Source organism: Klebsiella sp. 7-CIP_Kleb. (assembly GCF_050378655.1).
Taxonomy (GTDB): Bacteria; Pseudomonadota; Gammaproteobacteria; order Enterobacterales; family Enterobacteriaceae; genus Klebsiella; species Klebsiella quasipneumoniae.
In genome coordinates, this window is sequence record NZ_JBNRLJ010000003.1 from 209211 (window position 1) to 235982 (window position 26772).

The 26772-nt window shown below is 58.0% G+C and carries 24 protein-coding genes; 3 read left to right on the forward strand and 21 right to left on the reverse strand.

All coding sequences use genetic code 11. From position 1 onward, the window contains the following. Positions 1–3: 3 nt before the first annotated feature. The 12 genes from nlpD to cysG all read right to left on the reverse strand — a co-directional run bounded on the left by nlpD (position 4) and on the right by cysG (position 10078). Complete coding sequence (gene nlpD / locus ACQUTI_RS14470) at positions 4–1134, reverse strand: murein hydrolase activator NlpD (protein ID WP_004205605.1); 1131 nt, start codon at positions 1132–1134, stop codon at positions 4–6. A gap of 125 nt (positions 1135–1259) precedes the next feature. After that, positions 1260–1886 (reverse strand): protein-L-isoaspartate(D-aspartate) O-methyltransferase, encoded by a 627-nt coding sequence (locus tag ACQUTI_RS14475; RefSeq protein WP_004205602.1) that lies wholly within the window; start codon positions 1884–1886, stop codon positions 1260–1262. Continuing rightward, positions 1880–2641, reverse strand: coding sequence for a 5'/3'-nucleotidase SurE (gene surE / locus ACQUTI_RS14480; protein WP_004205600.1), 762 nt, complete (start codon positions 2639–2641; stop codon positions 1880–1882). Before surE ends, ACQUTI_RS14475 begins: the two co-directional genes overlap by 7 nt. Continuing rightward, on the reverse strand, positions 2622–3671 hold the full coding sequence (gene truD, locus ACQUTI_RS14485) for a tRNA pseudouridine(13) synthase TruD (RefSeq protein ID WP_004205599.1): 1050 nt from the start codon (positions 3669–3671) through the stop codon (positions 2622–2624). The genes surE and truD overlap by 20 nt, the downstream gene beginning before the upstream one ends. Then, the gene (ispF, locus tag ACQUTI_RS14490; RefSeq protein WP_004205597.1) at positions 3668–4147 is read right to left on the reverse strand and encodes a 2-C-methyl-D-erythritol 2,4-cyclodiphosphate synthase; all 480 of its coding nucleotides are present in this window, start codon (positions 4145–4147) and stop codon (positions 3668–3670) included. Before ispF ends, truD begins: the two co-directional genes overlap by 4 nt. Beyond that, positions 4147–4857: a 2-C-methyl-D-erythritol 4-phosphate cytidylyltransferase gene (gene ispD / locus ACQUTI_RS14495; protein WP_017899180.1), complete on the reverse strand. Its 711-nt coding sequence runs from the start codon at positions 4855–4857 to the stop codon at positions 4147–4149. The genes ispF and ispD overlap by 1 nt, the downstream gene beginning before the upstream one ends. 19 nt (positions 4858–4876) lie before the next feature. Next, positions 4877–5194 carry a cell division protein FtsB gene (gene ftsB / locus ACQUTI_RS14500; RefSeq protein WP_002915156.1) on the reverse strand — a complete coding sequence of 106 codons (318 nt, stop codon included), beginning with the start codon at positions 5192–5194 and terminating at the stop codon, positions 4877–4879. Positions 5195–5334: 140 nt separating this feature from the next. Then, complete coding sequence (locus ACQUTI_RS14505) at positions 5335–5661, reverse strand: DUF3561 family protein (RefSeq protein WP_004205590.1); 327 nt, start codon at positions 5659–5661, stop codon at positions 5335–5337. Positions 5662–5711: 50 nt separating this feature from the next. Then, complete coding sequence (gene cysC / locus ACQUTI_RS14510; RefSeq protein ID WP_002915158.1) at positions 5712–6317, reverse strand: adenylyl-sulfate kinase; 606 nt, start codon at positions 6315–6317, stop codon at positions 5712–5714. After that, entirely contained in the window at positions 6317–7744 is a 1428-nt protein-coding gene (gene cysN / locus ACQUTI_RS14515) for a sulfate adenylyltransferase subunit CysN (RefSeq protein WP_254465501.1), read from the reverse strand. Before cysN ends, cysC begins: the two co-directional genes overlap by 1 nt. A 9-nt stretch (positions 7745–7753) precedes the next feature. Beyond that, complete coding sequence (gene cysD, locus ACQUTI_RS14520) at positions 7754–8662, reverse strand: sulfate adenylyltransferase subunit CysD (RefSeq protein WP_002915160.1); 909 nt, start codon at positions 8660–8662, stop codon at positions 7754–7756. A 9-nt stretch (positions 8663–8671) separates the two neighbouring features. Continuing rightward, entirely contained in the window at positions 8672–10078 is a 1407-nt protein-coding gene (gene cysG / locus ACQUTI_RS14525) for a siroheme synthase CysG (RefSeq protein WP_254465514.1), read from the reverse strand. Positions 10079–10324: 246 nt separating this feature from the next. Here cysG and ACQUTI_RS14530 point away from each other — a divergent pair, with 246 nt between their 5' ends. Beyond that, positions 10325–11371: an aminopeptidase gene (locus tag ACQUTI_RS14530; protein ID WP_428923297.1), complete on the forward strand. Its 1047-nt coding sequence runs from the start codon at positions 10325–10327 to the stop codon at positions 11369–11371. Positions 11372–11438: 67 nt separating this feature from the next. On the opposite strand, the gene cysH is transcribed toward ACQUTI_RS14530, so the two are convergent. From cysH to cysJ, 3 genes are all read right to left on the reverse strand, one after another. Further along, complete coding sequence (gene cysH, locus ACQUTI_RS14535) at positions 11439–12173, reverse strand: phosphoadenosine phosphosulfate reductase (protein WP_004205586.1); 735 nt, start codon at positions 12171–12173, stop codon at positions 11439–11441. 98 nt (positions 12174–12271) lie between these two features. Next, the gene (cysI, locus tag ACQUTI_RS14540; protein WP_004205585.1) at positions 12272–13984 is read right to left on the reverse strand and encodes an assimilatory sulfite reductase (NADPH) hemoprotein subunit; all 1713 of its coding nucleotides are present in this window, start codon (positions 13982–13984) and stop codon (positions 12272–12274) included. Further along, positions 13984–15783 carry an NADPH-dependent assimilatory sulfite reductase flavoprotein subunit gene (gene cysJ / locus ACQUTI_RS14545; protein WP_043520757.1) on the reverse strand — a complete coding sequence of 600 codons (1800 nt, stop codon included), beginning with the start codon at positions 15781–15783 and terminating at the stop codon, positions 13984–13986. Before cysJ ends, cysI begins: the two co-directional genes overlap by 1 nt. Before the next feature lie 316 nt (positions 15784–16099). On the opposite strand from cysJ, the gene queD reads away from it, so the two are divergent. Next, positions 16100–16465, forward strand: coding sequence for a 6-carboxytetrahydropterin synthase QueD (gene queD / locus ACQUTI_RS14550; protein ID WP_004174641.1), 366 nt, complete (start codon positions 16100–16102; stop codon positions 16463–16465). 40 nt (positions 16466–16505) lie between these two features. On the opposite strand, the gene queE is transcribed toward queD, so the two are convergent. Beyond that, the gene (gene queE, locus ACQUTI_RS14555) at positions 16506–17177 is read right to left on the reverse strand and encodes a 7-carboxy-7-deazaguanine synthase QueE (RefSeq protein ID WP_004205582.1); all 672 of its coding nucleotides are present in this window, start codon (positions 17175–17177) and stop codon (positions 16506–16508) included. Positions 17178–17654: 477 nt separating this feature from the next. On the opposite strand from queE, the gene ACQUTI_RS14560 reads away from it, so the two are divergent. Then, on the forward strand, positions 17655–18764 hold the full coding sequence (locus ACQUTI_RS14560; RefSeq protein WP_004205581.1) for an SDR family oxidoreductase: 1110 nt from the start codon (positions 17655–17657) through the stop codon (positions 18762–18764). 62 nt (positions 18765–18826) lie between these two features. Here ACQUTI_RS14560 and eno read toward each other — a convergent pair whose 3' ends face one another. From eno to rlmD, 5 genes are all read right to left on the reverse strand, one after another. Continuing rightward, the gene (gene eno / locus ACQUTI_RS14565; RefSeq protein WP_002915213.1) at positions 18827–20125 is read right to left on the reverse strand and encodes a phosphopyruvate hydratase; all 1299 of its coding nucleotides are present in this window, start codon (positions 20123–20125) and stop codon (positions 18827–18829) included. An 81-nt stretch (positions 20126–20206) separates the two neighbouring features. Beyond that, positions 20207–21844 carry a glutamine hydrolyzing CTP synthase gene (gene pyrG, locus ACQUTI_RS14570; protein WP_004205579.1) on the reverse strand — a complete coding sequence of 546 codons (1638 nt, stop codon included), beginning with the start codon at positions 21842–21844 and terminating at the stop codon, positions 20207–20209. A 280-nt stretch (positions 21845–22124) separates the two neighbouring features. After that, positions 22125–22916: a nucleoside triphosphate pyrophosphohydrolase gene (gene mazG / locus ACQUTI_RS14575; RefSeq protein ID WP_004205577.1), complete on the reverse strand. Its 792-nt coding sequence runs from the start codon at positions 22914–22916 to the stop codon at positions 22125–22127. 110 nt (positions 22917–23026) lie between these two features. Then, on the reverse strand, positions 23027–25264 hold the full coding sequence (relA, locus tag ACQUTI_RS14580) for a GTP diphosphokinase (RefSeq protein WP_004205575.1): 2238 nt from the start codon (positions 25262–25264) through the stop codon (positions 23027–23029). Positions 25265–25385: 121 nt separating this feature from the next. Then, complete coding sequence (rlmD, locus tag ACQUTI_RS14585) at positions 25386–26690, reverse strand: 23S rRNA (uracil(1939)-C(5))-methyltransferase RlmD (protein ID WP_060656697.1); 1305 nt, start codon at positions 26688–26690, stop codon at positions 25386–25388. Between the last annotated feature and the right edge of the window lie 82 nt (positions 26691–26772).

Sequence of the window (26772 nt, forward strand, 5' to 3'; positions counted from 1 at the left end):
AAATTATCGCTGCGGTAAGTACTGCAGCGGGTTGACGGATTTCCCCTTGTAACGAATTTCAAAATGTAATCTTGTTGAGCTGGTTCCGGTGCTACCCATGGTAGCGATTTTCTGCCCCGCTTTGACTTCCTGTTGCTCCCGAACCAGCATGGTATCGTTATGAGCGTAGGCACTCAGGTAATCATCGTTGTGTTTGATGATAATAAGATTACCGTAGCCGCGCAGTGCGTTACCGGCATAGACGACGCGCCCATCGGCGGTCGCGACAATAGCCTGTCCCTTACTGCCTGCAATGTCGATACCTTTATTGCCGCCTTCCGCGCCACTAAAGTTCTCGATAACTTTGCCATCAGTCGGCCAGCGCCATGATGAGATCGGCGAACTGGTTGACGTACTGCTTGCAGTCGGCTGGGTTGTGCTCACCGTTGTTGGTGCCGTCACCGGCGCGACGACCGTCGAGGTCGTGGTCGCTGGTTTATTATTAGGCAACATCTTGGTAGCACTTTGTTCACCTGAGGATTCAGAATACGTAATAGTCGGTTGTGAAGCAACCACCGCGGTCGATTTTTGTGCAGAAGTTGTGGTGGCCGTCGCACCGCCGCTCGCCCTTGCGCTGGCCTGAGAAACGGCATTTTCACCGGTGATCGGCTGGCCTGAAGCGTTGCCGACCTGCAGCACCTGGCCGACGTTCAGGGCGTACGGGGCCGGGACATTGTTGCGTTGCGCCAGGTCACGGAAATCGTTGCCGGTGACCCAGGCGATATAGAACAGCGTGTCGCCGCGTTTGACCGTATAGGTACTGCCGCCGGTATAGCTACCTTTCGGAATATCGCCATATTTGCGGTTATAAACGATCTTGCCATTCACCGTCTGCACCGGCTCCTGCGCCATTGGCTGCGGCTGAATGGTCTGGGTCTGTACCGGCTGGATCGGCTGCGCCTGAGGAGCAGACTTGACGCCGGAGGATGGCGGCGTAATCAACATGCCGGAGTTGGTGCTGGAAGAGGCGGCACCGCCGGCAGAGCTGACCGGCGCAGGCGGATTATTGGTGTTGGTACATCCGGCCAGCCAGAGTGAAACCAGTGAAAGAGCCGCAATACGGCTGACGGTAAATTTGGTGCTTCCCGCGCTCATTTATCCCCCAGGAATATGTTAACTGCCAATATCTTGCTTACCGGGCGACGCCCGGCCAGGACACTGAAAAATGTGTCCACCCTACGCCTAAAGTCAGGCAAAAAAAACCTGGAATAATCCGGGTCTCAGGCCAGCTCCCCTTTCACCAGGGGAACAAAGCGAACGGCCTCGACGGTATCAATGATAAATTCGTTGCCCCGGCGACGGATCCGTTTGAGAAACTGATGCTCCTCGCCAACCGGCAGTACCAGCACGCCGTCGTCATCCAGCTGCGCCAGCAGCGCGGTCGGTATTTCCGGCGGCGCCGCCGTCACAATAATGGCATCAAACGGCGCCCGCGCCTGCCAACCTTGCCACCCATCGCCATGACGGGTTGAAACATTATGTAAATCAAGTTGTTTCAGGCGACGACGCGCCTGCCACTGTAAACTCTTAATTCGCTCTACCGAGCAAACGTGATGCACCAGATGCGCCAGGATGGCCGTCTGGTAACCGGAACCGGTGCCGATCTCCAGCACCCGCGACTCCGGCGTCAACGTCAGCAGCTCGGTCATCCGCGCCACCATGTACGGCTGGGAGATGGTTTGCCCCTGGCCAATCGGCAGCGCGGTGTTTTCCCACGCTTTATGTTCAAAGGCTTCATCAACAAACTTTTCGCGCGGGACGCGCGCGATCGCCTCGAGGACACGTTCATCGACGATGCCCTGCGTGCGCAGTTGATTCAACAAACTTTCAACACGTTTACTTACCATTGCCTGTCAACCCCGACACGTTCCAGCCAATCGGTGACCACCTCATGCGCCTGATGGGCGGTTAAATCGACGTGCAATGGCGTAACGGAAACATAGCCTTCATCCACTGCCGCAAAATCGGTGCCCGGCCCGGCGTCGCGCTTATCGCCCGGCGGGCCTATCCAGTACAGGGTATTGCCGCGCGGATCCTTTTGCGGGATCACCTGATCGGCAGGATGGCGGTTGCCGCAGCGGGTCACGCGGATGCCTTTGATCTGGTCAAGGGGCAGGTCCGGGACATTGACGTTGAGGATCCGCCCGGTGCGCAGCGGTTCACGGCTGAGTCCGCGCAGGAGAGTACAGGTTACCGCCGCGGCGGTGTCGTAGTGTTGATAGCCATTGAGCGACACGGCCAGCGCGGGGAACCCCAGATGGCGGCCTTCCATCGCCGCCGCCACGGTGCCGGAGTAAATGACGTCATCGCCCAGGTTGGGTCCGGCGTTGATGCCGGAAACGACGATGTCCGGGCGCGGGCGCATCAGCGCGTTCACGCCAAGGTAGACGCAGTCCGTCGGCGTCCCCATCTGGACGGCGATATCGCCATTTTCATAGGTAAAGGTGCGCAATGACGATTCCAGCGTCAGCGAATTCGAAGCCCCGCTGCGGTTACGATCGGGTGCAACCACCTGGACCTCGGCAAACTCCCTTAAGGCCTTCGCCAGGGTCTGTATCCCCGGCGCATGGATCCCGTCATCGTTACTCAGCAATATTCGCATAGTCACCCGTTGTATTGATAAGCTCCCTGACCACGCTGGTGGCGAAGCTGCCCGCCGGCAGCCAGAAACGCAGTTCAACGGTTACATCATCCCACCAGTTCCAGCTCAACTGCTGCGGATAGAGGAGCATCGCCCGGCGCGCCGCCTCGACTTTCTCCCGCACCAACAGTGTCTGCAGCGAGGTTTCCTCGGCGATGGCGGCCTGCTCGGCGGCCAGGGCGTCGCGCTGGCTTCCCCAGTCACCGCTGCCCGGTAGCGCAGCCGTGATCATCAGTTCGCGGTTGTGCACCCGCGCCTGCGAAACCTCGAGTTCTTCCGGTGTGACGACAAACCAGCTCCCACGCCCCGCTAATTGTAGCGCATCGCCATCAACAACCTGATTAAATTCCGTTTTTTTTAATCTAATACTGACTTGCTGATTAAACAACGCGCTGCGGGCCGCCGACAACCAAAAACTGCGCTTATTGCGATCGCGCACCGGCGCGCCGCTCTCCGCCCAGCGCAGCGCGCCCTGCAGGTTACTGCCGCCAATGCCGAAGCGCTGAGCGCCGAAATAGTTTGGCACGCCCCGTTCAGCGATGGCCTGCAGACGCGTCTCCACCTCCTGGCGATCGCTAATCTCGCGCAGGATCAGGGTAAACTGGTTGCCCTTCAGCGCGCCTAATCGCAGCTTACGCTTATGGCGGGCATATTCCAGTACCTGGCAGCCCTCAAGCTGAAATTTGCTCAGATCCGGCATCTCTTTGCCGGGCACCCGAGCGCACAGCCACTGCTCGGTGACGGCGTGCTTATCTTTTTGCCCGGCGAAGCTCACTTCACGGGCATGGATTTTGAGGAATTTCGCCAGCGCGTCGGCGACAAAGCGCGTATTGCAGCCGTTTTTAAGGATCCGCACCAGCACGTGCTCGCCTTCGCCGTCCGGGGCAAAGCCCAGGTCTTCCACTACCAGAAAATCTTCCGGATTGGCTTTCAGCAGCCCGCTGCTCTGCGGCTTGCCGTGCAGCCAGGTCAGTTGGTCAAAGGCGATCATTTGTCGGCCTTACGCAGCAGCGCGACCGCTTCGCAGGCGATCCCTTCCCCGCGGCCGGTGAAGCCCAGCTTCTCGGTGGTGGTCGCTTTCACGTTGACGTCGTCCATATGGCAGCCGAGATCTTCAGCGATAAAGACACGCATTTGCGGGATATGCGGCAGCATTTTCGGTGCCTGGGCGATAATGGTGACGTCGACGTTGCCGAGCGTATAGCCTTTGGCCTGAATGCGGCGCCACGCTTCGCGCAGCAGTTCGCGGCTGTCGGCGCCTTTAAACGCCGGATCGGTATCCGGGAACAGCTTGCCAATATCGCCGAGCGCCGCGGCGCCCAGCAGCGCGTCGGTCAGCGCATGCAGCGCGACGTCGCCGTCGGAGTGGGCCAGCAGCCCTTTTTCAAAAGGAATGCGTACCCCGCCAATGATGATTGGGCCTTCACCGCCAAAAGCGTGTACGTCAAAACCATGTCCAATTCGCATTAAGCTTTCTCCTGGTGTCGGGAACGGGTGAGGTAAAATTCCGCCAGCGCCAGATCTTCCGGGCGCGTCACTTTAATATTATCAGCGCGTCCGGCGACCAGCTGCGGATGGAAGCCGCAATACTCCAGCGCCGAGGCTTCATCGGTGATGGTGGCCCCCTCGTTCAGCGCCCGGGTGAGGCAATCCACCAGCAGCTCGCGAGGGAAAAATTGCGGGGTGAGCGCGTGCCACAGGTCATTACGATCGACGGTATGGGCGACGGCGGTTTTGCCCGGCTCGGCGCGCTTCATGGTGTCGCGCACCGGGGCCGCGAGGATCCCGCCGACGCGGCTGGTTTCACAGAGTGCCAGCAGGCGGCTGAGGTCATCCTGATGCAGGCAGGGGCGCGCGGCGTCATGCACCAGCACCCACTGCGCTTCCGGTAACGCCTGCAGGCCGGCGAGTACCGAATCGGCGCGCTCGGCGCCGCCATCCACGACGGTAATTTGCGGGTGCTGGGCCAGCGGCAGCTGGCTGAAGCGCCGATCGCCGGGGCTGACGGCAATCACCACGCGCTGGACGCGCGGATCCGCCAGCAGCGCGGCGACCGCGTGTTCGAGAATCGTTTTGTTACCGATTGAGAGATATTGTTTCGGGCATTCCGTTTGCATGCGGCGGCCAAAACCGGCTGCCGGCACCACGGCGCAAATGCCCGGAAAAGTGGCTGCCATGTCGTAATCCTGGGCCTGGTTATCGATTGTTCTGCTGTTGCCCCGATGCCTGGTTGCGTTTAGACGCATCCGGTACCAGACGATAGAAGGTTTCGCCCGGGCGGGTCATGCTGAGTTCATTGCGCGCACGCTCCTCGATCGCTTCCTGACCGCCGTTGAGGTCGTCAATTTCGGCAAACAGCTGATCGTTGCGTGCTTTTAATTTGGCGTTAGTCGCCTGCTGGGCGGTGACGTCGTCGTTAACCCGCGTGTAGTCATGCAGGCCGTTTTTACCGAACCACAGCGAATACTGTAGCCAGACCAGCAAAGCTAATAATAGCAGCGTTAGTTTACCCATCCTGCCCCCTGAAAAACGGCATCATCATCCCAAAACTCGCCCGGGTACGCTACCGGGGCGCGCGGACGATGCCGCGTAACGCGGGGACTGTACCATATTTTTGCCGCTGATACCCATGCTTGATTCATACCAGAAACGGGTTATCCCAACAGCCAGAGGAAGAGTAGCGCAAACATCAGCCCGACGGTCAGGATAGTCGCGCTGGCGCTATAGAGCAGTTTGCCATTGAGCAGAGAGTGCAGCGCAATACCGACCACCACCGCCACTGGCATCAACGCAAGGAAGAATGGCCAGGTGTAGAGGAGGAAGAAAAGTGTATTACTGCCATAGAGAAGGAAGGGAATACCCAGCGCCAGCAGCCATGAAATAAAGCCCACGGCAGCGCCCGACAAAGACCAGGTGGTCTCGTCGCCGGTCGCCGGAGGCGGTTCTGAACGAATAATACTGAGGTTCTGGGTATTGCGCATATCGAATCCTGTAGACCGGGCAACCGGCACCCCTCGATGCCGCTGCCGTTTCAGGATCTGATAATATCGCTCTGTTGCAGCAGGTCTAATAGTTGGTGCACCAAATTTGTTACCAATTGTTCACCATCCAGATGAATTTCCGCCTTTTCCGGTGCCTCATAGACCGAGTCTATGCCGGTAAAATTGCGTAATTCCCCTGCCCGCGCCTTCTTATACAATCCTTTCGGATCCCGCGCCTCGCAAATGGCCAGCGGGGTATCGACGAACACTTCGATAAAGCGTCCCTCCCCCAGGCGCTCGCGCACCATCTGTCGCTCCGCGCGGTGCGGAGATATAAATGCCGTCAATACAACCAGCCCGGCATCGACCATCAGCCTGGCCACTTCACCGACGCGGCGAATGTTCTCTTTGCGATCCTCATCGCTGAATCCCAGGTCGCTGCACAGGCCATGACGCACGTTATCGCCGTCCAGCAGATAGGTGCTGACGCCGCGCTCATGCAAGGCTTCCTCCAGCGCCCCGGCGACGGTGGATTTACCCGACCCCGAAAGGCCGGTAAACCACAGCACCACGCCGCGATGGCCGTGATGCTGTTCCCGCTGCTGCTGGGTCACAGGGTGGGCATGCCAGACGACGTTTTCGTCATGCTGGGCCATTATTTGCCTCCCAGCAGGTCGCGGGCGTCCCAGTGCGGGAAGTGTTTGCGGATCAGCTGGTTCAGTTCCAGCTCGAAAGCGCTGTACTGCGATGCCGACGTCGACGCCTGCAGGTGCGGCTCGTTGACCATCCCGGCGCCGACGGTGACGTTGGTCAGACGATCGATAAAGATAAGCCCGCCGGTCACCGGGTTTTGCTGATACGGATCCAGCACTAAAGGTTCGTCAAAGGTCAGCTCCACCAGCCCGATGCCGTTCAGCGGCAGAGACTCGACTTCACGCTGGGTCAGGTTGTTAATATCCACCTGGTAACGGATAGCGTCCACGCGGGCGCGGGTCTTTTTACCGGCGATTTTGATGTCGTAGCTCTGCCCCGGGGTCAACGCCTGCTCGGCCATCCATACTACGTCGATGCTGGCGGTTTGCACCGCCGGCAGCGTGGCTTGCGCGTCAACCAGCAGGTCGCCGCGGCTGATGTCGATTTCATCTTTCAGCACAATGGTAATGGCTTCCCCGGCGGCGGCTTCCTGCAGATCGCCGTCGAAGGTGACGATCCGCGCTACGCTCGATTCGACCCCCGACGGCAGCACCTTCAGGCGCTGGCCGACCTGCACGGTGCCCGAGGCGACCGTACCGGAGAAGCCGCGGAAATCGAGGTTCGGACGGTTAACATACTGCACCGGGAAGCGCAGCGGCTGGCTCTCTACTACCCGTTGGATCTCCACGGTTTCGAGGACTTCCAGCAGGGTCGGGCCGCTGTACCACGGCATGTTCGCGCTCTGACTGGCGACGTTATCGCCTTCCAGCGCCGACAGCGGTACAAAGCGGATATCGAGGTTGCCCGGCAGCTGCTCGGCAAAGGTCAGGTAAGCTTCACGGATCTCGTTGAAGCGCGCTTCGCTAAACTCGACGAGATCCATTTTGTTGACCGCCACCACCAGGTGTTTAATGCCCAGCAGGGTGGAGATAAAGCTGTGACGGCGGGTCTGATCCAGCACGCCTTTGCGCGCGTCGATCAGCAGGATCGCCAGATCGCAGGTGGACGCGCCGGTGGCCATATTGCGGGTGTACTGCTCGTGCCCCGGGGTGTCAGCGATGATAAATTTGCGCTTCTCGGTGGAGAAATAGCGATAGGCCACGTCGATGGTGATGCCCTGCTCGCGCTCGGCCTGCAGGCCATCCACCAGCAGCGCCAGGTCCAGTTTTTCGCCCTGGGTGCCGTGGCGCTTGCTGTCGTTGTGCAGCGAAGAGAGCTGATCTTCATAGATCTGGCGGGTATCGTGCAGCAGACGGCCAATCAGGGTGCTTTTACCGTCATCGACGCTGCCGCAGGTCAGAAAACGCAGCAGGCTCTTGTGCTGTTGCGCGTGCAGATAAGCTTCTACGCCGCCTTCATTAGCAATTTGTTGGGCAATGGTCGTGTTCATGGCGGCTCCTTAGAAATACCCCTGACGTTTCTTCAGCTCCATCGAGCCGGCCTGGTCGCGGTCAATGACGCGCCCCTGACGTTCGCTGGTGGTGGATACCAGCATCTCTTCAATAATTTCCGGCAGCGTTTGCGCTTCAGACTCCACTGCGCCGGTCAGCGGCCAGCAGCCGAGGGTACGGAAACGCACCATCCGCTTTTCAATCACTTCGCCCGGCTGCAGATCGATACGGTCGTCATCGATCATCATCAGCATGCCGTCGCGCTCCAGCACCGGGCGCTCAGCGGCCAGATACAGCGGCACGATTTCGATGTTTTCCAGATAGATGTACTGCCAGATATCCAGCTCGGTCCAGTTGGAGAGCGGGAAGACGCGGATGCTTTCGCCTTTGTTAATCTGGCCGTTGTAGTTGTGCCACAGCTCCGGACGCTGGTTTTTCGGGTCCCAGCGGTGGAAGCGGTCGCGGAAGGAGTAGATGCGCTCTTTGGCGCGGGATTTCTCCTCATCACGGCGCGCGCCGCCGAATGCGGCGTCAAAGCCGTATTTGTTCAGCGCCTGCTTCAGCCCTTCGGTTTTCATGATATCGGTATGCTTGGCGCTGCCGTGGACGAACGGGTTAATGCCCATTGCCACCCCTTCCGGGTTTTTATGCACCAGCAGCTCGCAGCCATAGGCTTTGGCGGTACGGTCGCGGAACTCATACATCTCACGGAATTTCCAGCCGGTATCGACGTGCAGCAGCGGGAACGGCAGGGTTCCCGGATAAAACGCTTTGCGCGCCAGATGCAGCATTACGCTGGAATCTTTCCCGATGGAGTACATCATCACCGGGTTAGAAAATTCGGCGGCCACCTCACGAATAATATGGATGCTTTCCGCCTCCAGTTGCCGCAGGTGAGTGAGTCGTTTTTGGTCCATAACCGTTCCTTAAGCCAGATTGACCACCGAAGAGTTAAACCCCTCGGCGGATGATGTATGTTGAAACCAGGCGAGCTGCTGATGCAGCTGCACCACTTCGCCGACCACCAGCAGGGCGGGCATCGGGGCGTCTTTCGCCAGGTGTTCGAGTTGTTGCAATGTGCCGGTTATCGTCTGCTGATCGTCGCGGGTACCGCGGGATATCACCGCTACCGGCGTATTGCTGTCGCGACCGTGGGCAATCAGCTGGGCGCTGATTTCCACCGCCTTCATGGTGCCCATGTAAATCGCCAGCGTCTGTTGGCTCTTCGCCAACAGCGCCCAGTCGAAGGGGGCGCTGTCCGGCTTATAGTGCCCGGTGACAAAGACGGCGCTTTGCGCATAATCGCGATGGGTCAGCGGAATACCGGCGTAGGCCGTCGCGCCGGCGGCGGCAGTGACGCCTGGCACCACCTGGAACGGGATGCCCGCAGCGGCGGCGGCCTGCAGCTCTTCAGCGCCGCGGCCAAAAATAAACGGATCGCCGCCTTTCAGGCGCACGACGGTTTTCCCCGCCTTCGCCGCCTCCACCAGCAGCTGATTGGTTTCATGCTGCGGCACCGAGTGCTCGCCGGCGCGTTTGCCGACGCAAACCAGCTCGGCATCGCGGCGCACCAGCTCGAGAACCGGCTGGGTCACCAGATGATCGTGGAAAACCACGTCCGCCTGCTGGATCGCCTGCAAGCCACGCAGGGTCAGCAGCCCGGCATCGCCCGGTCCAGCCCCTACCAGAATAATTTCACCCGTTTCGCGTTCGGGCTTATCCAGCTCATCCTGCAGCGCCTTTTCCGCCTCCGCAGCGTTGCCCGCCACCATCAGGCTGGCGAAGCGACCGGTAAAGACCCGCTCCCAAAAGCGGCGACGCGCTTCGGTGGTCGTCAGACGGGTTTTCAGATGGTTGCGCCAGTAGCTCGCCGATTCCGCCAGACGCCCGAGGTTCGTCGGCAGTAGCGCTTCGATTTTTTCGCGCAGAATGCGCGACAGCACCGGCGCTTTCCCGCTGGAGGAGATCGCCACCAGCAGCGGCGAACGGTCGACGATAGAAGGGAAAACAAACGAGCACAGCGCCTGGTTATCCACTACGTTGACCAGTCGGTAGCGCGCGTTAGCCGCCGCAAACACCCGCTGGTTAAGCGCCTCGTCCTCCGTGGCGGCAATCACCAGAAAGACATCGTCCACCAGAGCGTCGCTAAATTCCGTCGCCCGCCAGCTAAGCGCCTGGCGCGCCGCCAGATCGGCCAGCGCCGGAGACAACGTCCCGGCGACCACCTGCACCTGCGCCTGGGCTCGCAGCAGGAACTTGATCTTGCGTTCGGCAATCTCACCGCCGCCGATCACCAGTACGGGCCTTTGTTTCAGTTCGGCAAAAAGGGGCAAGTAATCCACGGGGTAACAACTCTCTTACAATCAGCGATACTGCGACTATAGGGTGCGCCTTAGAGCAAATGAAATTACGAAATGGAATGAGTTGTGACGCAAAGGAATAACGCGATGGAAATCCAAATATCAAAAAGTGCTTAACACGCTATTTTTCCGCTATTTAAGAGCAGTTGAAATTGTTTAACCGCGGTCACAGTTTCATACTGTACGCGTCAAATTGTCTCGTTCGTGTAAGGACCCCTTATGTTTTCCGCGTTGTGCCGCCGTCTGCTTCCGCTGACGCTCGGCACCGGTTTTGTTTTCGCCGCCGCCCCCGCCTTCTGTGCGCTGGGCGACACCGCCAGTAGTCAGGCTCGCCATATCGCCACCGTCTTCCCGGGACGTATGACCGGAACGCCCCCGGAAATGCTCTCAGCTGACTATCTGCGCCAGCAGTTCGCCCGGATGGGCTATCAGAGCGACGTGCGGAGCTTCAATACCCGCTACATCTATACCGACAGCAACCAGCGTAAAAACTGGCATAACGCCACCGGCAGTACGGTGATCGCCGCCCATGAAGGCCAGTCTCGCCAGCAAATCATCATCATGGCCCACCTTGATACCTACGCGCCGCAGAGCGATAAAGACGTCGAAAACAACCTCGGCGGCCTGACGCTGCAGGGAATTGACGACAACGCAATGGGGCTCGGGGTGATGCTGGAGCTGGCGGAGCATTTAAAGAACGTCCCCACCCGCTATGGCATTCGCTTTATCGCCACCAGCGGCGAAGAGGAAGGTCGTCTCGGCGCGCAAAACCTGCTGCAGCGGATGAGCGAGGCGGAAAAGAAAAATACCCTGCTGGTGATCAATCTCGATAACCTGGTGGGAGGCGATAAGCTTTACTTCAACAGCGGCCGCCGCACGCCGGCCTCGGTACGCAAGCTGACCCGCGATCGCGCGTTGGCTATCGCCCGCAGCAAAGGCATTGCCGCCTACACCAATCCGGGACTCAATCCGGCTTACCCGAAAGGCACCAGCTGCTGTAATGACGCCAGCGTCTTCGACAACGCGGGGATCCCGGTGCTGTCGGTGGAAGCGACCAACTGGTCATTAGGCAAGAAAGATGGCTATCAGCAGCGGAGCAAATCGCGCAGCTTCCCACAGGGCATCAGCTGGCATGACGTGCAGCTGGATAATCAGCAGTATATCGACCACGCGCTGCCGGGACGGATCGAGCATCGCGGGCGCGATGTCGTGAAAGTGATGCTGCCGCTGGTGAAAGAGCTGGCGAAGGTGGAGAAGAAAAGCTGACGGCTGCAAATGAACACGCGGCATCACCCGCGTGTTCTCTTGCACACCTTTCCCTCAGGAGGCGCTATTAACCCTCGTGCAATCCGCACTCGCGTTTAAGCCCGAAGAACCGGGTCTCTTCTTCTGCCATGCCCGGCTCCCATTTGCGGGTGGTGTGGGTATCGCCTACCGACAGATAGCCCTGATCCCACAGCGGATGGTATTTCAGCCCGTGCTTTTGCAGGTACTGATACACCGTCCGGTTATCCCAGTCGATAATCGGCAACACCTTGAACACCCCGCGCTGGACCGCCAGCACCGGAAGCGTAGCCCGGCTGCCCGACTGCTCGCGGCGCAGACCGGCAAACCACGTCTGCGCGTTGAGCTCTTTCAGCGCCCGGTTCATCGGTTCAACCTTGTTGATCTCATTGTATTTCTCAATGCCCTCAACGCCCTGCTCCCACAGCTTGCCGTAGCGCGCCTCCTGCCAGGCCGCGCTTTCAGCCGCGCGGTAGACCTTCAGGTTCAGCTTGAGTTTGTCCGTCAGCTCATCAATAAACTGGTAGGTTTCCGGGAACAGGTAACCGGTATCGGTAAGGATCACCGGAATGTCCGGGCGGATCTGGTTCACCAGGTGCAAACTCACCGCCGCCTGAATGCCAAAGCTTGACGACAGCACATAGTCTCCCGGCAGGTTTTCCAGCGCCCAGGCCACACGCCCTTCGGCGTCGAGCTTTTCCAGCTGGGCGTTGGTTTCCGCGAGTGCCAGAATGCGTTCCACTTTCGGCAATGCATTAAGCGCGTTTAGATCGAGTACGGACATAAGAACCTCGTTTGCCTGTTTTGCCGGGCGGCACTGCGTTTGCCCGGCCTACGGGTTTTACAGGCCCGGATCGCTACGCGCCACCGGGCACCAGGATGTTACTCCCAGAAATCGCGGGCTGGATCGAGCACCGGGCGAATGATGCCCGCACGCACCGTAAAGTCGCCGAAGCCTTCACCCGCTTCGCGCTCTTTCGCCCAGCGCCCTACCAGTTGGTCTAGCGAGTCGAGAATTTCCGACTCGGTAATGTTCTCCCGGTACATCCGCGGGATGCGGGTGCCGCTGCGGTTACCGCCGATGTGCAGGTTATAGCGACCTGGCGCTTTCCCCACCAGCCCCACTTCCGCGAGCATCGCGCGACCGCAGCCGTTCGGGCAGCCGGTGACGCGGGTGACGATATGCTCATCGCTCACGCCGTGCTTGCTCATCACCCCTTCCACCTTGTCGATAAACGACGGCAGGAAACGCTCGGCTTCCGCCATCGCCAGCGGGCAGGTCGGGAAGGAGACGCAGGCCATCGAGTTTTCGCGCTGCGGGGTGACGGCATTCATCAGGCCATGATCCCGCGCCAGCTTCTCGATCCGCGCCTTCTGATCTTCCGGTACGCTGGCGACGATCAGGTTCTGATTGGCGGTGATGCGGAATTCGCCTTGATGGATCTTAGCAATCTCCAGCAGACCGGTTTTCAGCGGGCGCCCCGGATAATCCAGAATGCGGCCGTTTTCAATAAACAGCGTCAGGTGCCATTTATCATCAATCCCCTTCACCCAGCCGATGCGGTCGCCGCGGCCGGTGAATTCGTACGGGCGGATCGGCTCAAACTTAATACCTGCCCGGCGCTCCACTTCCGCCTTGAAGGTTTCGACGCCAACGCGCTCAAGGGTGTACTTGGTTTTCGCATTCTTACGGTCGGTACGGTTACCCCAGTCGCGCTGGGTGGTCACGACCGCTTCCGCCACCGCCAGAGTATGCTCCAGCGGCAGATAACCGAATTCGCTCGCCGTGCGGGCGTAGGTTTTTTTGTTACCGTGTTCGATAGACAGACCGCCGCCCACCAACAGGTTAAAGCCCACCAGCTTGCCGTTTTCGGCGATCGCTACGAAGTTCATGTCGTTGGCGTGCAGATCGATATCGTTCTGCGGCGGGATCACCACCGTGGTTTTAAACTTACGCGGCAGATAGGTCTGACCGAGGATCGGTTCTTCGTCAGTGGTGGCGACCTTTTTCTGATCCAGCCAGATTTCGGCATAGGCGCGGGTGCGCGGCAGCAGATGCTCGGAGATCTTTTTCGCCCACTCGTAGGCCTCGGCGTGCAGCTGCGACTCGTAAGGGTTGGAGGTGCACAGCACGTTACGGTTCATATCGTTGGCGGTGGCCAGCGCGTCCAGCCCCACCGAGTGCAGCATCTGATGCACCGGCTTGACGTTCTTTTTCAAAATGCCGTGGAACTGGAAAGTCTGCCGGTTGGTCAGGCGAATACTGCCGTAAATGGTGTTCTCGGCGGCAAACTTATCGATCGCCTTCCACTGGGTGGTGGTGATCACCCCGCCCGGCAGACGGCAGCGCAGGAGCATTGCATGGCGCGGCTCCAGCTTCTGAGCGGCGCGTTCCGCGCGGATATCGCGATCGTCCTGCTGGTACATACCGTGGAAACGGATCAGCAGGAAGTTATCGCCTTTAAAACCGCCGGTCAGACCGTCGTTTAAATCTTCCGCAATGGTGCCGCGCAGGTAGTTGCTCTCGAGCTTCATACGCTCGGCATCGGTCAGTTTACCTTCGACCACTAAAGGCCCCGGATGTTTTTCGCTCATTAGTAGACATCTCGCTGATAACGGCGCTCAACGCGCAGCTCACTTAAAAATTCGTCCGCCGCTTCGGCGTCCATCGCGCCGTATTCGGCAATCACTTCCAGTAAAGTCTGTTCCACGTCTTTCGCCATACGATTGGCGTCGCCGCAGACATAAATGTGGGCGCCATCATTGATCCAGCGCCACAGCTCGGCCCCCTGCTCACGCAGTTTGTCCTGCACATAGATTTTTTGTTGTTGATCGCGGGACCAGGCCAGATCGATACGGGTCAGCAGCCCCTCTTTTACATAGCTCTGCCACTCCACCTGATAGAGGAAATCTTCAGTGAAGTGCGGGTTGCCGAAGAACAGCCAGTTCTTACCTGGCGCCCCGTCCGCTGCGCGCTGCTGCATGAAGGCGCGGAACGGCGCAATACCGGTGCCCGGGCCAATCATGATCACCGGCGTCTCCGGGTTAGCCGGCAGACGGAAGTTGTCATTGTGCTCGATGAAGACGCGGACTTCGCCATCCTCTTCCACGCGGTCGGCGAGGAAGCTGGAGGCGCCGCCAGCCCGGGCGCGGCCTTCAATGTCATAGCGCACCACGCCCACGGTGACATGCACTTCGCTCTCCACTTCCGCCTGCGAGGAGGCAATGGAGTACAGACGCGGCGTCAGCGGGCGCAGCAGACCGATTAACGCCTCGGCGTCCAGCTGCGCCGGGGAGAAACGGACCATATCGACGATCGGCGTCGCGGCGGCATACTGCTGCAGCTGAGCTTTATCGCCCACCAGCGGCAGCAGCGATTCGCTGCGGGTCAGGGTGGCGTAGTTCTCAACGATAGCGGCGGTGTTGACCGTCAGCTCAAAATGCCACTGCAGGGCTTCCGCCAGCGGCAGGGTTTTGCCCTCGACGGTTACCGGCTCGTCGCCTTTCAGCCATAGCAGCTCCACCAGCTCTTTCACCAGCTGAGGATCGTTTTGATACCAGACGCCCAGCGCGTCGCCCGGCTGATAGCGCAGACCGGAATCACCGAGGTCAATTTCGATATGGCGTACATCTTTTTCTGAATCGCGGCCGGTGATTTTCTGGTTGACCGACAGGGTCGCCGTTAGCGGAGCCTCTTTGGTGTATGGGCTGGTATGAATGTCGTTCACTGCGCCGCTGGCGGCCAGCTGAGCGGGCGCGGCGACCGGCGCACGAGCCTTCAGCACCTCAACGACGCGCGCGCGCCATTCAGCGGCCGCAGCCTGATATTCAACGTCGGCGTCGACGCGATCGAGCAGGCGTTCCGCGCCAAGTTCGGCCAGCTTGCTGTCGAAATCTTTGCCGGACTGGCAGAAGAATTCATAAGAGGTATCGCCGAGGCCAAAGACGGCGAATGCGGTTCCGTCCAGCTTCGGCGCTTTTTTAGAGAACAGAAACTTATGCAATGCGACCGCTTCTTCCGGCGGCTCACCTTCCCCCTGGGTGGAGGTCACGACCACCAGCAGTTTTTCAGCAGCAATTTGTTTGAATTTATAATCACCTGCATTCACCAGCTTCACGTTCAGCTTCGCCGCCAGCAGATCGTCACGCAGCGCTTCGGCGACGCGGCGAGCGTTGCCGGTTTGCGAGGCGGAAATCAGCGTGATCGTCGGGACCTCGGCGGCCGGGGCGGGAGCGACTGCCGTTGCGCCAGAGTGCTGATTCAGCACGCCCCAGAAATAGCCAGACACCCAGGCGAGCTGAGTGGGCGTGAAGTCAGTGGTGGCCGCCTGAAGGCGCGCCAGTTGCTCCGGGTTGAGCGGCAGCAAGTTGGAAGGTGGGGCCTGTGTCGTCATGCGTCGTTTGTTCCAGTAAGCAAAGCTGTTATTCGCACCCTGTCAGCGCGACAAAAACAGAAGAGAATAGAAGGTTAACGGCGGGCATAGTAACAATTAAAGAAGGGATGGAAATAATAAATAACCAAATGGACTAACCGGTTTTAGTTGTAGTTATTAACAACAAAATCGATTAAATAACCATCTGAAATATCGAAACTTTATGGACTTAACCCAGATAAATGTGTCGATTTTCTGTTCAGGGCCGTTTTAGTTAATGCGAAAAAATGTACTTTCCGGTACCCTACGGCGGTTTTTTTCGTCCTGTTGAGAGTCAATGATGTCCACCACGCTGTTTAAAGATTTCACCTTCGAAGCCGCCCACCACCTGCCGCACGTCCCGGAAGGACACAAATGCGGTCGCCTGCATGGCCACTCCTTTATGGTGCGTCTGGAGATAACCGGTGAAGTCGATCCCCATACCGGGTGGATCATGGATTTCGCCGAGCTGAAGGCCGCCTTCAAGCCGACCTACGATCGCCTGGACCACTATTATCTGAACGATATCCCCGGTCTGGAAAACCCTACCAGCGAAGTGCTGGCCAAATGGATCTGGGATGAGATGAAACCGCGAGTCCCGCTGCTGAGCGCGGTGATGGTGAAAGAGACCTGCACCGCCGGCTGCGTCTATCGCGGCGAGTAAGCGAAAAAAAGCCCGGTCAGTATGCTACCGGGCTTTTTTATCAGGCGATATTCAGATATTTATGCGTCTGCATGGACAGGCGCCAGTTGCGGGCGATGCAGGTGTCGATACACAGGCGCGTCGCGTCTTCTTTCTGACTGATCGGCTGCAGGGCGATGATCCGCGGTTTGTCATCGCTCAGCGTTTCCAGCAGTTCGTCCAGCGCTTCGATGTCGCGGACGCGCCCTACCGGATGCTTGATCTCATCCGCCCGCTGCAAGGCCTGAGACAGCACGTCATACCCGCCGCGCATGTTGACCTTCGGGGAAACCGTCACCCAGGTGTTGTGGCTGCAAAGCACTTCATGGGTGCCGCTGGTTTCAATCTGACAGCTAAAGCCGTTTTGTTCCAGAAGCGAGGTTAACGGCGTTAAGTCGTGAATGCAGGGCTCACCGCCGGTAATGACCACGTGGCGGGCAGTCCACCCCTGACGACCGATAATCGCCAGCAGATCTTCACTGCTTGCCGGCCCCCACTTATCGCTCTCTTTGGTTTTCGCCAGGATGCTGAACAACGACACTTCCCGATCGGCCAGTTTGTCCCAGGTATGCTTGGTGTCACACCACGCGCATCCTACCGGGCATCCCTGCAGACGAATAAAAATGGCAGGCACGCCGGTGAAGTAACCCTCGCCTTGCAGGGTCTGGAACATCTCGTTAATCGGGTACTGCATAGTCATCTCTGTTTAGGGTGATAAACGCTTATTATCGCAGATTTCACTGTCCAGGTCTTGTCCTGCGCTGCGATCGTTTTTCCCTCACGGGGTCGCTTTCTCACCCCGGACGTTATTCATTGTTAATTAAAAGTATGCATCTGTTTTCGTTTATTTCATTAGTGTGGTAAGGATTTAAATAAACAGCGGAGCGTACTGCAGCGAAGAAAGATGTAACAGAAGATGTTTTTCGTGTTATATACCAGAACATAAAAAACGTCAGCGGAAAAATAAAAACATGTTTAAATACATGCATGTACAAATTGATACATGAAAGAGTGAATTATTTACCTGGTCTGAGAGTCGAATCCAATCCGCCGCCGAAAATAAGCTTAAGCCCCTCTTAATAAAGTCCTGCTGCCCGCCATTTTTTATTTAATCGTCGTTTACTTTGGCCCTCCTAGAATCCCGCAGACCAACCATAATGAGATAGCGTTTATGACCACATTATTCATTACCGGCGTCACCGGTTTTCTGGGCGGCGCGGCGTTAGAGAAAATACTCCATCAGGATAGCCAATTAGATCTGCTGCTACTGGTGCGTGCCAACAGCCCCGAAGCAGGCCTGGAACGGGTCAAGGAAAACATGCGTAAGTTCAACATCGCCGAGGAGAAACTGGCGATGCTGCGACCGCAGCAGATCCTGCTGGGCGATCTCGCCTCTCCGGAGCATTTTCTTAACGATCCGCGGCTTGAGCAAGTCACCCATGTTCTCAACTGCGCCGCTGTCGCCTCGTTTGGCAGCAACCCGCTCATCTGGAAGGTTAACGTTACGGGTACGCTGCGTCTGGCGCAACGGATGGCGCAGGTGGCGGGTCTGCAGCGTTTTCTCCACGTCGGCACCGCAATGTCCTGCTCACCGGAGCCGGATTCGCTGGTCGCCGAGAGCGCGGAGTTTCGGCAGCGCGCCGAGCATCTGGTGGAATATACCCACTCGAAATCGGCCATCGAGCAACTGATGCAGCAGCACTGCCCTACGCTACCGCTGGTCATTGCCCGCCCTTCTATTGTGGTGGGCCATACTCATCACGGCTGCCGGCCTTCCAGCAGTATTTTCTGGGTATTCAGCATGGGACTGATGCTGCAGAAATTTATGTGCGCGATGGAGGACCGGATCGATGTTATCCCGGTGGACTACTGCGCCGACGCCCTGCTGATGCTGCTTAACCAGCCGCTGGCCCACGGCGAGGTAGTGCATATCTCTGCCGGTGAGGAGAACAGCGTGAAGTTTGCCGACATCGACCGGGCGATGGCCCTGGCGCTGGAGCAGGCGCCGGTGGGAGATAAGTACGCCCAGGTGAGTTATGAAACGCTGGTCAAAATGCGTCGCGAACTGAAAGGAATTTTTGGGCCGTGCAATGAGCGACTGATGCTGAAAGCGATGCGCTTATATGGCGCGTTCGCCACGCTGAACGTGCGCTTTAGCAACGACAAGCTGCTGAGCATGGGGATGCCAAAACCGCCGCGCTTTACCGATTACATCGACCGCTGCGTGGAAACCACCCGCGGGTTGTCGATCCCTCAGCAAATGGCCGTCGACTTTAAATAATGGCCGCAGGTATAAAAAAATGCCAGCCCGAAGGCTGGCATGGTTATTTCATCAGGACAGGATTAAGCCTGGCCTTTGATCTCTTTACGACCATTGAACGGCGCTTGCTCACCCAGCGCTTCTTCGATACGAATCAGCTGGTTGTATTTAGCAACGCGGTCAGAACGGCTCATAGAACCGGTTTTGATCTGGCCTGCAGCGGTACCCACAGCCAGGTCGGCGATGGTCGCGTCTTCAGTTTCGCCAGAACGGTGAGAGATGACAGCGGTGTAGCCAGCGTCTTTCGCCATCTTGATAGCAGCCAGAGTTTCGGTCAGAGAACCGATCTGGTTGAATTTGATCAGGATGGAGTTAGCGATGCCTTTTTCGATGCCTTCTTTCAGGATCTTGGTGTTGGTTACGAACAGGTCGTCACCAACCAGCTGGATTTTGTCGCCCAGTACTTTGGTCTGGTAAGCGAAACCTTCCCAGTCAGATTCATCCAGGCCATCTTCGATGGAGACGATCGGGTACTGTTTGGTCAGCTCTTCCAGGAAGTGAGTGAACTCTTCAGAGGTGAACGCTTTGTTGCCTTCGCCGGCCAGAACGTATTTACCGTCTTTGTAGAATTCAGACGCTGCGCAGTCCATCGCCAGGGTGATGTCTTTGCCCAGCTCGTAGCCTGCTGCTTTAACCGCTTCAGCGATAACAGCCAGCGCTTCGGCGTTGGAACCCAGGTTCGGCGCGTAGCCGCCTTCGTCACCAACGGCAGTGTTCATGCCTTTGGACTTCAGCACTTTCGCCAGGTGATGGAACACTTCAGAACCCATGCGTACTGCTTCTTTCAGGGTCGGCGCGCCAACCGGCTGAATCATGAATTCCTGGATGTCGACGTTGTTGTCAGCGTGCTCACCGCCGTTGATGATGTTCATCATCGGAACCGGCATGGAGTATTTGCCCGGAGTGCCGTTCAGTTCAGCGATGTGCGCGTACAGCGGCAGGCCTTTGGAGGCAGCAGCTGCTTTGGCGTTCGCCAGAGAAACGGCCAGGATTGCGTTCGCACCGAAGTTAGATTTGTTTTCAGTACCGTCCAGGTCGATCATGATCTTGTCGATGCCAGCCTGATCTTTGGCATCTTTGCCCAGGATTGCCTGAGCGATCGGGCCGTTTACCGCAGCAACAGCTTTGGTTACGCCTTTACCCAGGAAACGGGATTTGTCGCCATCGCGCAGTTCCAGCGCTTCGCGGGAACCAGTAGAAGCACCTGACGGAGCAGCTGCCATACCGACGAAACCACCTTCCAGGTGTACTTCGGCTTCAACAGTCGGGTTACCACGGGAGTCGATGATTTCACGACCGATGACTTTAACGATTTTGGACATTAGGTTTTCCTCAGTACAAGTTAAACTAAAACTCCAGACAAACAATGCACCCGGATGGGTGCATTGCCGTTCTAACTCTTTTTACTTCGCCTGGCGTTTCTGGTACTCGCTGGCGGCTTTCACAAAGCCGGCAAACAGCGGGTGTCCATCACGCGGCGTCGAAGTAAACTCCGGGTGGAACTGGCAGGCCACAAACCACGGATGGTTCGGCACTTCGATGATCTCGACCAACTGATCATCCCCGGAACGGCCCGCAACGCGCAGACCGGCAGCTTCAATCGGTTTCAACAACATGTTGTTGACTTCGTAGCGGTGACGATGGCGCTCGGTGATGGTCGGCTCGCCGTACAGCTGGCGTACCAGAGAATCCTCATCCAGCTGGCACTGCTGCGCGCCCAGGCGCATGGTGCCGCCCAGATCGCTCTTCTCGGAGCGGACTTCAACGTTGCCATCTTCGTCACGCCATTCGGTAATCAGGGCCACAACCGGGTATTTACAGTCTGGCACAAATTCCGTCGAGTTGGCGTTTTCCATACCCGCTACATTGCGCGCGAATTCAATCAGCGCAACCTGCATACCCAGGCAAATGCCCAGATAAGGAATATTGTTCTCACGCGCATAGCGCGCGGTGGCGATCTTACCTTCCACACCGCGGTAGCCGAAGCCGCCCGGGATAAGGATAGCATCTAAATCCTTGAGGATTTCGACGCCGCGCGTTTCCACATCCTGCGAATCGATCAGCTTGATGTTGACGGTAACGCGGTTTTTCAGACCACCGTGTTTCAGCGCTTCAATCACCGACTTGTAGGCGTCCGGCAGTTCAATGTACTTACCGACCATGCCGATGGTGACTTCGCCTGCCGGATTGGCTTCTTCATAGATTACCTGTTCCCATTCGGCCAGGTTTGCTTCCGGACAAGTTAAGCTGAATCGTTTACAAATATAATCGTCCAGCCCCTGAGATTTCAACAGGCCTGGAATTTTATAAATGGAATCGACGTCTTTCAGAGAAATAACAGCCTTTTCCGGAACGTTACAGAACAAAGCAATTTTCGCCCGTTCGTTGGCCGGAACCGCGCGATCGGAGCGGCAAATCAGGATGTCAGGCTGAATACCGATGGAGAGCAGCTCTTTCACGGAGTGCTGAGTCGGTTTGGTTTTGACTTCACCGGCGGCGGCCATGTACGGCACTAAAGTCAGGTGCATAAACAGGGTATGCTCGCGGCCGATCTCTACCGCCATCTGACGAATAGCTTCGAGGAACGGCAGGGATTCGATATCGCCTACGGTACCGCCGATTTCCACCAGCACCACGTCATGGCCTTCGCCGCCAGCCAGTACGCGCTCTTTAATGGCGTTGGTGATGTGCGGAATAACCTGTACGGTTGCGCCCAGATAGTCGCCACGGCGCTCTTTACGCAGCACGTCGGAGTAGATTCGACCGGTGGTGAAGTTGTTGCGACGAGTCATCTTGGTGCGGATGAAACGCTCGTAGTGGCCCAGGTCCAGATCGGTTTCTGCGCCGTCTTCAGTAACGAACACTTCCCCATGCTGGATTGGGCTCATGGTGCCCGGATCGACGTTGATATACGGATCCAGTTTCATGATGGTCACGTTGAGACCACGGGCTTCAAGAATGGCTGCCAGGGAGGCTGCGGCAATGCCTTTACCCAGAGAGGATACGACCCCGCCGGTCACAAAAATATAGTTCGTTGTCATGCTGAACCTGAGAAGTTAGGGTAAAACGATGGAATAACCAGGACGGGAAAGTAGTATACCCGAACATGCGTGACGCCACAAACTTTCATTCTTCCCCTCCCCTTCGTTCTTCAAGTTGCACCTGTGTTGCGACCCGAACAACTCGAAGAGGCAGGCTACATGGTGTTTCAACGACATAACGGAAAGAGAAAATAGACGCTTTTGGCGAAATGTTTTTGACGTAAATCAAGCGCTTGTTATTTATAAAATCACACAAATCGCGCTTGAACACGAAAACTCGTTAGAGATCAGTTTCCTGGCGTTTTACCTGTTGCCATACTTCTTCCATGGTATCGAGGTCGACGCCGGTCATTTCCAGGCCGCGGGCGGCGACAATGCGCTCGACTTCGCGAAAGCGCCGCTCGAATTTGCGGTTCGCTTTTTGCAGCGCCACCTCGGCTTTGACCCCTAAATGGCGGGATAAATTCACCGTGGCGAACAGCAGATCGCCCACTTCCTCTTCCAGTTTCGCTTCATCCACCACCGCCTGCTGCGCTTCATGCATCACTTCATCAATTTCTTCATGCACTTTGTCGAGCACCGGGCCCAGCGAGGTCCAGTCAAAACCGACCGCCGAGCAGCGACGCTGGATTTTATGCGCGCGCATCAGCGCCGGCAGGCTATGCGGAATGTCGTCCAGCGCCGAGTGCTGGGCTTTTTCCGCCCGCTCCGCGCTTTTGATCTGCTCCCAGCGGGCCAGGACTTCGCTGCTGTTTCCCGCGGTGGCATCAGCGAAAATATGGGGATGGCGGCGCTCCAGCTTGTCGCTGATGGCGGCGCAGATATCGTCAAAGTTAAAACGTCCCTCTTCCTGCGCCATCTGCGCATAGAACACGACCTGGAACAGCAGATCGCCCAGCTCACCGCGCAGGTCGTCAAAATCCTCTCGCGAAATAGCGTCCAGCACTTCATAGGTTTCTTCGAGGGTATAGGGGGCGATGGTGGCAAAGGTCTGCTCTTTATCCCACGGGCAGCCGTTTTCCGGGTCGCGCAGGCGGCGCATGATGCCGAGCAAGCGGTCAATTTGAGTCATGTGACAATCCTGGAAATTCAAAAAAAGTCGGCCGGATAAGGCGTTTCGACCTTATCCGACGTTGCGAAATTGCCGGATGGCGGCTTCGCCTTATCCGGCCTGGAGACGAATTAACCGCCGTGCAGACGACGCGCGTCGATCACATCGGGCACCTGGTTCAGCTTACCGAGCACCCGGCCCAGCACCTGCAGGTTGTAAATCTCGATGGTCATATCGATGGTGGCCAGCTGCTGACGGGTATCGCTGCGGCTGGCAACGCCCAGCACGTTCACCTTCTCATTGGCGAGGATGGTGGTGATATCTCGCAGTAACCCGCTGCGATCGTTCGCCTCCACCCTGACCACCAGCGAATATCCCGCCGAGTAGCTTTCGCCCCATACCGCATCGACGATGCGCTCCGGGGCATGCGACTGCAGTTCAGCGAGCTGATCGCAGTCGGCGCGATGCACGGAAATCCCGCGCCCTTGAGTGATAAAGCCGACGATCTCATCGCCCGGGATCGGCTGGCAGCAGCGGGCAATATGGTGCATCAGATTGCCAACCCCTTCCACCACCACCCGGCCATTATCCTTGGTGCGGTTCTGCGGAGCATAGGTTTTCTGCTGCAGCTGCTTCAGCGCTGCCGCATCCTGCTCGGCGGCGCTCGGTTTATTGAACTGCGCCTGCAGGAAGTTGACCATCTGGTTGAGACGGATATCGCCGCCGCCGATGGCCGCCAGCAGTTCATCGAGCTCGTTGAAATTGTAGCGCGGCAGCAGGTGCTTTTCCGCATCCTTCAGGCTGATGCCCAGATGCTCCAGCTCATCGTCAAGGATCTGCCGGCCGGCAAGAATGTTTTTGTCGCGATCCTGCTTACGGAACCAGGCGTGAATTTTGGAGCGTCCGCGGCTGGTGGTAACGTAGCCGAGGTTAGGGTTGAGCCAGTCGCGGCTCGGGTTCGGCTGCTTCTGGGTAATAATTTCGATCTGATCGCCCATCTGCAGCTGATAGGTAAACGGCACGATGCGGCCGCCGATTTTAGCGCCGATGCAGCGATGACCGACGTCGCTGTGGATATGGTAGGCAAAATCGAGCGGCGTCGACCCCGCCGGCAGGTCCACCACGTCGCCTTTCGGCGTAAAAACATACACCCGGTCATCAAAGACCTGGCTGCGCACTTCGTCGAGCATTTCGCCGGAGTCGGCCATCTCTTCCTGCCAGGCAATCAGCTTGCGCAGCCAGGCGATACGGTCCTCATAGCCGCGACCGCCACTGGTACCCGCTCCCGCGCCCTCTTTGTACTTCCAGTGCGCGGCCACGCCCAGCTCGGCGTCTTCATGCATCTGCCGGGTGCGGATTTGAATCTCCACCGTCTTGCCGCTCGGCCCCAGCACCACGGTGTGGATAGACTGGTAGCCGTTGGGTTTCGGGTTGGCCACGTAATCATCGAACTCATCCGGCAGATGACGGTAGTGAGTATGAACGATCCCCAGCGCGGCATAACAATCCTGCAACCGCTCGGCCACGATGCGCACCGCGCGAACGTCAAACAGCTCGTCAAAGGCGAGGTGTTTTTTCTGCATTTTGCGCCAGATGCTGTAGATATGCTTCGGCCGACCATAGACCTCGGCCTTGACCCCTTCGGCTTTCATTTCTGCCCGCAGGTGGCCGACGAACTCGTCGATATAATGCTCGCGGTCGATACGGCGTTCGTGGAGCAGTTTGGCAATACGCTTGTACTCTGCCGGGTGCAGGTAGCGGAAGCAGTAATCTTCCAGCTCCCACTTCAGCTGGCCGATACCTAAGCGGTTCGCCAGGGGAGCATAGATATTGGTGCACTCTTTCGCCGCCAGCACGCGCTCATCTTCCGGCGCGTCCTTGACCTCGCGCAGATGCGCGATACGTTCGGCAAGCTTGATAACCACGCAGCGGAAATCGTCCACCATCGCCAGCAGCATGCGGCGAATGTTATCCACCTGCTCGGAAGATACTGAGTCGGTATGAGTAGCTTTCAGCTGACGGATGGCGGCCATGTCCCGTACCCCGTGAATCAGGGTCACGACCGATTTACCCACGCTCTCCTGCATAACCGCTTCGCTGACGACTTCGCTGTCGGCCAGCGGGAACAGCAGCGCCGCGCGCAGGGTATCGATATCCATACTTAGGGTGGAGAGGATCTCCACCATTTCGACGCCCCGCCACAGCAGCAGGTCCGCCAGCGGGTGTCCTTGCGTTTTTTCGCGACAATAATCCCAGGTTTCGGCTAAGCGCTCACACGACTGCTGGCTGGAAATCCCCAGACTCGCGATCCATTTCTTCGGGTCAAATTCACCAGCTTTATTAAGATGTGCACTTCTTACCGCAACCATTGTCCTCTCCTTAAGGGACCGGCCTGCCGAAGTCGGCAAGCCTCAACTTTCTACATGTCATCCTGCAGGTCGCGTCAGCATTGATGGCCGGGGCGGCTCTTCTGCGACGTTGTGAATGACCTTATGTAAGCCTGCGCTCAAACAACACCATTGATTCCAGATGACCGGTATGCGGGAACATATCCAGCATCGCCAGGCGTTGAATCTGATATCCAGCCTGCAACAGGGTTTCGCTGTCTCGCGCCAGCGTCGCCGGGTTGCAGGAAACATACACCACCCGCCGCGGCGCCAGTTTTATAATATGCGGCATCACGCCCGGCGCGCCGGCGCGGGCCGGGTCCAGCAGCACTTTATCAAAGCCGTGCTTCGCCCAGGCCTGGCGGGTGACATCCTCTTCCAGATTTTCATGGAAGAAGGTGACATTGGATAAACCATTGAGGGCGGCATTTTCCCGCCCCTTCTCCACCAGCGCCGGCACCCCTTCCACCCCGACCACGTGGGCGGCGCGAGTCGCCAGCGGCAGGGTAAAATTGCCCATCCCGCAGAACAGATCCAGCACCCGGTCTTCGGGCTGCAGATCCAGCCACGCCAGCGCGGTACGCACCATCTGCTGATTCACGCCGTCGTTGACCTGGATAAAATCCCGCGGACTGAACACTAAGCGTAGTCCGTCTGAGGTATACCATGGCGCTTCGCCGTGAATATGTTCCAGTATCTCGCTTTGCGGCGCGAGGTACAGGGAAAGACCGTGAGTTTGCGAAAAACGTTCCAGTTTTTCCCTGTCAGCGGCCGGCAGCGCAGCGGTATGGCGCAGCACCATTAGTGGGCCGTTGTCCGCTAGCACCAGCTCGACGTGGCCAAGGTGGCGTAATGCGCTCAGCGCGCTTAAGCACTCGCGCACGGCGGGCAGCAGCGCCTCAAGTTGGGGCACCAAAACAGGGCACTGCACCACCTCGACGATCGCTTTGTCGCTGGCCTGACGAAAACCCATCTGCAATTGTTGGGTCTTTGGCTGATAATTCAAGCTTAAGCGCGCGCGACGGCGATAGCCCCACGGCTCGCCGGCGATGATCTCATCCACCTCGCGCTTCATCAGGCGCGCCAGCGCGGCGCGTTTACTTTGCTGCTGAAGCGTGATGCTGGCATGCTGCTGTTGGCAACCGCCGCAAACGCCAAAATGGGGGCAGCGAGGCGCCTGGCGCTGCGGGCTGTCGGTCAGACGGCGTTTTACCTGGGCGCGGGCGTACTGCTTTTTGTCTTCCACCAGCACCACCTCAGCCTGCTCCTGCGGCAACACGCCGCCGACGAACAGCGCTTTCCCCTGGTGGCGGGCCACGCCCTGGCCAAAGGGATCGAGGTCGTTGACTGTAACGGTTATGATCTGGCGCGTCGTCACACGCCGTTTTGCAGAGTAGAATTGCGCCATCGTAGAGAGTTGTCTCAATCAAATAAAACGAGCTCGTTCAGAGCGGCAGCGCCGCGAAGCGCACCGACGCGCACCGAACGAT